This window comes from Ectobacillus panaciterrae DSM 19096, from assembly GCF_000430785.1.
Taxonomy (GTDB): Bacteria; Bacillota; Bacilli; order Bacillales; family Bacillaceae_G; genus Ectobacillus; species Ectobacillus panaciterrae.
Genome location: NZ_AUMR01000141.1, coordinates 1 through 6,188, shown reverse-complemented (window position 1 = coordinate 6,188; position 6,188 = coordinate 1). Strand labels below are relative to the sequence as shown.

4 protein-coding genes, 2 pseudogenes and 1 other annotated feature are annotated in these 6,188 nt (G+C 37.9%); of the genes and pseudogenes, 3 read left to right on the top strand and 3 right to left on the bottom strand.

Annotated features, from left to right (window positions below; translation table 11 throughout):
* Window positions 1-250: pseudogene (locus H540_RS0121125) on the bottom strand (IS4 family transposase); the annotation flags it as partial.
* Between the two features lie 354 nt (window positions 251-604).
* Here H540_RS0121125 and H540_RS30535 point away from each other — a divergent pair.
* Both H540_RS30535 and H540_RS30530 read left to right on the top strand, forming a co-directional pair.
* Window positions 605-1,189 (top strand): annotated as a pseudogene (locus tag H540_RS30535) (SDR family NAD(P)-dependent oxidoreductase); the annotation flags it as partial.
* 300 nt (window positions 1,190-1,489) lie between these two features.
* Complete coding sequence (locus H540_RS30530; protein WP_081415229.1) at window positions 1,490-2,551, top strand: MBL fold metallo-hydrolase; 1,062 nt, start codon at window positions 1,490-1,492, stop codon at window positions 2,549-2,551.
* A gap of 153 nt (window positions 2,552-2,704) precedes the next feature.
* On the opposite strand, the gene H540_RS0121110 is transcribed toward H540_RS30530, so the two are convergent.
* Together H540_RS0121110 and H540_RS0121105 are read right to left on the bottom strand one after the other, a co-directional pair.
* On the bottom strand, window positions 2,705-3,265 hold the full coding sequence (locus H540_RS0121110) for a maltose acetyltransferase domain-containing protein (protein ID WP_028402274.1): 561 nt from the start codon (window positions 3,263-3,265) through the stop codon (window positions 2,705-2,707).
* A gap of 141 nt (window positions 3,266-3,406) precedes the next feature.
* Window positions 3,407-4,351: an EamA family transporter gene (locus H540_RS0121105; protein WP_028402273.1), complete on the bottom strand. Its 945-nt coding sequence runs from the start codon at window positions 4,349-4,351 to the stop codon at window positions 3,407-3,409.
* Window positions 4,352-4,457: 106 nt separating this feature from the next.
* On the opposite strand from H540_RS0121105, the gene H540_RS0121100 reads away from it, so the two are divergent.
* Complete coding sequence (locus tag H540_RS0121100; protein WP_028402272.1) at window positions 4,458-5,348, top strand: AraC family transcriptional regulator; 891 nt, start codon at window positions 4,458-4,460, stop codon at window positions 5,346-5,348.
* Window positions 5,349-6,018: 670 nt separating this feature from the next.
* Window positions 6,019-6,188, top strand: a binding site (T-box leader). This feature is flagged as partial in the annotation.

The window sequence follows — 6,188 nt, the reverse complement described above, 5'->3', positions numbered from 1 at the left end:
ATCGCTTATTAAGTCCTTCGGGACTCATGAGTACTCCCGTATAAGCTTCTAAGCGACTACACAACTGTGTTAAAGATGTACTTGCGACTTTTTGACTCAGCCACACGCAAAGTGCTACTAATTCCTGAGATTGATACTTACTCTTACGTTTTGTAAATCCGGTTTCTCTTGCAAGCTCTTGAAGAGCTTGGGGTGCTAGGTTCCGTTTTAGCTCTTGAGAAAAAAGTTGTAACTCATCTGAAATATCCATCAAAAAACGCCATCCTTTTCTATGATTCTACAGAAAGAATAGCGCATTTTTTTCGTTTTGGGTGGTATTTAATTTCGTTAGGTTGATGGCGATGGGGTAGCGCCATCATTTCGCAGATTTTGTACGTTAAGGCTGAACCCCTTGATACATAAGGCGTCTGTGGTCTGAGTACCAAAAACGGGCGTTTATGGTACTTATGTCATCAATCGTTTAATATCCTTAAAAATGCTTGTTTTTCAGTTCCATAACTCATTACCAAAATCAAAGTTCCACTTGAATAGCTACGTGACCGTTTTTAGGAACTTTCTTAGAGTAAGAAAGCGAACGCGAATTGTGTCGTAAGATGCCTTAGTAAATAACGCAGGATATGCATTATTTGGACCATTTGAAATTTCTACAGATGAGCAAATTCGCAGAGAGTTTGACGTAAATGTATTTGGTTTATTTAATACTACTAGAACATTTTTAAAGCACTTTAGAGAAAATAAAAAAGGTACAATTGTGAATATAGGCTCTTTGGCAGGTAAAACAACACTTCCATTGATATCAACTTATAATTCTACTAAATTCGCAGTAGAAGGTTTTACAGAATCATTAAGTTATGAATTAAGTAATTTGGGGATTAAAGTAAAATTAATAGAACCTGGTTCGATGACAACAGATTTTTCTGGTAGATCTATGGATCATGCAAAATCAGAAACAATAACTGATTATAATGCATATCTTAACAATTTCTATAGCTTAGCTTCAAGTGAAGATCAGCAAATGTCCAGTCTCCCCAAGACTGTTGCTGAAATAATTTATGAAGCAGTTACTGATGGAACAAATAAACTAAGGTACATTGCTGGTGAAGATGCAAAACAACTTATATCTGTAAGAGAAACTCAAGGTGATGAAGCTTATGTTCAAATGATAAAAGAAAAATTTGCCCTAAAATAATGATCATTATTATCCAAAGGCAATTAAAATAAATAACAAATCAATATGCTATTGAGGACGAAAGCTAATTTTCGTCCCCAATTGACTGTTATTTGAAGTTTACTGGATAGATTTGCATCCGATGAAGATCAATGATCATATTTCCGATTTTTAGGATATCTAACCTAGCCAGTAGGCTCTTTCCACCGTACCCTGAAATAGGAATAATAGCCGATCGGAGTGCCAAATGGAAAACACGAATTTGACAGAGATAAAAGGACGAGTAGATTTCGCTAATAACAAGAGAAGGAGAGTAGACAGATGAACGATTGGAATCGATCCCAACGTGCTAAGAACGGCAAATTTCAGAACGAAATCCCCGCAATTGTGAAAATGGGGGCAGGCGACATTGTATCCATGCTCCATGAATTTCTATCCCCTAAGTCCTATAGAAGGCCGAAGCAGCCGCTTCCTATCGTCCCCCTTCAGCATAGCACACTAAGCGACGGAAAGGACAAGGTCGTCTGGTTCGGACATTCGGCGTCCCTGCTTCAGCTTGGGGGCAAGACGATTCTGATTGATCCAATGTTAGGTAAGAGTCCGTCGCCGCTTCCTATTTCCCGCAATCGCAGATATAGCGTTAATCTGCCAATCACGATCGATGAGCTTCCTCCGATTGAAATCGTAGTTCTGTCTCACGATCACTACGATCATCTGGATTCTTCCTCCATTCGCAAGCTTATTCCGAAGACGGGAACTTTCCTCGTTCCGCTCGGAGTCGGCAAGCGAATCCGGAAACTAGGAGCATCACCCGATGCCATCATAGAGCTAGACTGGGGGGAAGAACGGATTATTCAGGGCATACGCTTCGCTTGCACGCCGGCGAGACATTTCTCCGGGAGAGGGTTATTCGATAGGGATTCCACTCTATGGTGTTCGTGGGTCATCAAGACGGAGGAGAGAAGCCTCTTCTACAGCGGGGACGGAGGCTACGGTCCTCACTTTAAGCGAATAGGCCGTCAGCACGGACCGTTCGAGCTGGCCATTATGGAATGCGGGCAATATGACAAGCGCTGGAGCGGCGTGCATATGTTGCCGGAAGAGACGGTTCAAGCGCATCGGGACGTACAGGGAGGGGTTCTGCTGCCCGTTCATTGGGGAGGCTTCACTTTGGCGCTGCATGATTGGAACGATCCTGCGAGAAGGGTATCGGCCGCAGTCGAAGAGCATAGCATTCCTTACCTGATTCCTAGAATCGGCGAAGCGGTCTATCTGGAGCAGATTCCGCAATCGACGCAGCAGGATTTCTGGTGGCGGGATCTGGAAGGAAGACCAGCGAAGGCTTCCGCTAGCGAGAGACAGGCGAGCTCGCGGCCCGTATAACGAACAAGGCAGTCCGTCCGGTCTTCTTAGACCGTTTGGACTGCCTTGCTACTTTTATCGGGATTATTTTATCTTAAGGAACTGTGTACTATGTATGACACCAAACAAAAATTTTATCTTTCCACAAACACCTTTTTTGGCATTAATTATAGTTTATAATTCGATTTGTTTAATAACTTTTGCGGGATTACCGCCTACTACAACGTTTGGTGGTACATCTTTCGTTACTACTGCACCTGACGCAATTACAACATTGTCTCCTATTTTAACACCTGGATTTATTACTGCACTTCCACCAATCCATACATTATCTCCAATGGTAATAGGTTTTGCGTACTCTTTTCCTGAATTGCGTTCAGTTGGGTTAAGTGGGTGAGTTGCTGTATAAATATGTACTCCAGGTGCGAGCATACAATTATCTCCAAATCTCACTTCACAAACATCCAGGATGACACAATCAAAGTTTGCAAAAAAATTTTCGCCAACAAATATGTTATAACCGTAATCAAATCGGATATTAGGCTCCATATATACGTTCTCTCCAGTAGAACCTAAGAACTCTTTTAATAATTGAGTGCGTTTATCACCTTCAGTTTCTAAAGTTTGATTATATATTCTAACCTGCCGTCTTGCGTTTTCTCGGTCCTTGACTAATTCAGGGTCAGCAGGATTATACATTTCTCCAGCCAACATTTTTTCTTTTTCAGTTTTCATTTTAATCGCCTACTTTCAATATATTTGATAACGTATACATTAAATGTACTTGTATATATAAGTTTTTTCAAATTAATTTTATTTCCTTCTTCCAATTAACCTGCCATTTAGTTGAACAAGAAGGGTACCATAAACGACCGTTTATGGGGCTGTTTGTTCTAAAATGGTCAGCTCATTCTTTACTGGAGATTTTTTATTCAATGCCAATAATAAAATCATTCCAATGATACAAGCGGTACCAACCCATTGGAAAAATCCAAACGATGCTTTTAACCAAACGACTGTTGTTAAAACTGCTGCCAGTGGCTCTAAACTACCTAGGAGGCTTGTTTCTTTAGGTGAAAGACTTTGTAAACTTTCTATATAAAACCAAAATGCGATCATTGTACCGAATACGATAACAAATACTAAGTATAGATAGGTTTCTACTGTTAAGCTGGCGAAGTCCAGTTGCCAAGGTGGATGGATAAAACTTAATGCAAAACCACCGATTATCATAGCCCAACCAACAATGACAAGGGAATCATATTGCTTCAGTAAAGGCACAACATATAAAGTATAAAATGTTAACGCTAGTCCAGATAAAACACCCCAGATGATTGTGAGTGCCGGCACAGATAGTTTAGATATTGCTCCATTTGTTAATAAGAAAAAGCAGCCAACCAAAGCAAGCAAAACAGTTAACAAATCTTGTCGTGTTAAAACAGCTTGTTTACGTAGAATGGAGTAAATGATAATCATTACAGGTGCTAAATACTGTAATAGCGTTGCAACAGCAGCATTACCGTGTTTGATTGATGCCATATACGTGTATTGAACCGCAAGCATGCCGAGTAATCCGAAGATAACCAATTGAACAGCTGTCCTTCTGTTTTTCCAGACACCAAATATCTGAGAACGGTCTTTCCTAAAAAATTGAACTGTTAAGAGTAAAAAGCCAGCTATGAGCAATCGTGTCGTTACGAGCCAATTTACATCGATTGCGGATTGTTGAAAGAGCTTTTTTGCAACTGTACCACCAACACCCCAAAATATCGCTCCCGTTATGACGAGAAATAATCCTGTTCTTCTAGAGGGTTTATTGATCATTGATTTCCCACCTTATATATAATAATAGTGTTATACTAAGTGGAAAATGGTTTAAATAATACTTGGATTGAATAAAAAAATATCAATATATTGAGGTGGTACTTTGCAGATAAAAAATTTCATGGTTGATCAAAGTTTAAAAGAGCTAACCGAACATCGCACAGTCGTATTACCAATTGCATGTTATGAAACAACAATTAACCAAAATATACATGGCTATATTTCACTTCATTGGCACGATGAAATTCAATTTGTTTTCATCCTAAAAGGGGAAGTGATTTTCCAAATAAATGAAGAAAAAGTAGTGGTTCAAGAAGGTGATGGTCTCTTTATAAATAGTGGTTGTCTGCATATGGCGGAAGAGAAAAAACCATCAGGATGTGTCTATATTTGTTTAAATGTTTCTCCTCATTTCGTTTTACCCCAAGAGCTCTATACAACCTATGTATATCCCTATATTCAAGCGACCAATTTATCTTATTTATATATAGATGCAAATGAGCTTTGGGGGAAAACCATTTTAGATGCTATTGTAAAAATCAATCAATGGATTCAACAAAAATCACTTTACTATGAGATCGACATCACCGTACAGCTTATGTTAATATGGCAAAACTTAATCATTAGTGGCTTTCAATTAGAATACGACCAGACAGAAATGTTAAAGAACCAGCGAATGAAGCAAATGTTAAATTGGGTACATGTACATTATGCTGAGAAAATCAAGTTAGACGATATTGCGAAAGCTGGACAACTGAGTCGATCTGAATGCTGTCGATATTTCAAACGAATGTTAAATACAACACCATTGAACTATGTAATCGACTATCGAATTCAAAAAAGCTTGGTCTTACTGCAACAAGCAGAATCTAATGTGACAGAAGTTGCTTATCAAGTAGGATTTAATAGTACAAGCTATTTCATTGATAAATTCCGAAAGTCAATCAACATGACGCCATTATCCTACAAAAAGTTTAGAATGAACTTATCCTAATTGTTAAAAACAACAATCAATCGGAAGTTAATAAAAATTCCCTAACTACTACTCTCTGTATTTTAAAAACATTAAAACCCAGATGTCCTGCTTAGCGTAAGGGAATCCGGGTTTTATCTTCCAGAAAATGTATTAGTGTATAATATCCGCGTTTTGACGTCAGGATCCCTAATAGAGATTATAAAAAACAATAGTTTTTTAGAACATTCGAAGCGGGCAGGAAATGCCCGTTTTTTTATTAAATATTATTATAATAAAAATGTAAAAAAACAAGTTATAATAAACATATGTTTTATTTATGCTTAGTAGTAAGGAGTTCTTTATTTTTCAGGGGGATTTATGAAAATAGGATATGCACGAGTATCAACAAATGAGTGTGGATTTGAAATAAAGTTTAACCGTTTATAAAAAAGATTGACTGTTTTTAAAAAAGATTAACTGTTTATAATAAAGTATCGCAAAATAAAGTCATTCCCCAGCAAAACAACTTGTATTCTGGTCAAATAAAACTGTACACCAGCATGAGTGGAAATTGGATTATATATCCAGTTTTTCTCGTGTTTTTTGTTTTAGTAATAGAAGAACAAGCAGAAGAAATAAATGCAACACTACTGAAATTTAGTGTTGACAACTCGAGTTTATCGATATACTATTGCATATAATTAAATAATAACAAGCAAAGATTGGAAATAGTAGAAGGTTTATAAGCTTTTCAGAGAGCCGATGGTTGGTGAGAATCGGTAGTTATTCCCTTTGAACTCATCCAAGAGCTACTCCCTGAACATAGTAAGTAGGGGATGTCGGTTTTCTACCGTTATGAAGATAGGTGGTGATTGCCAC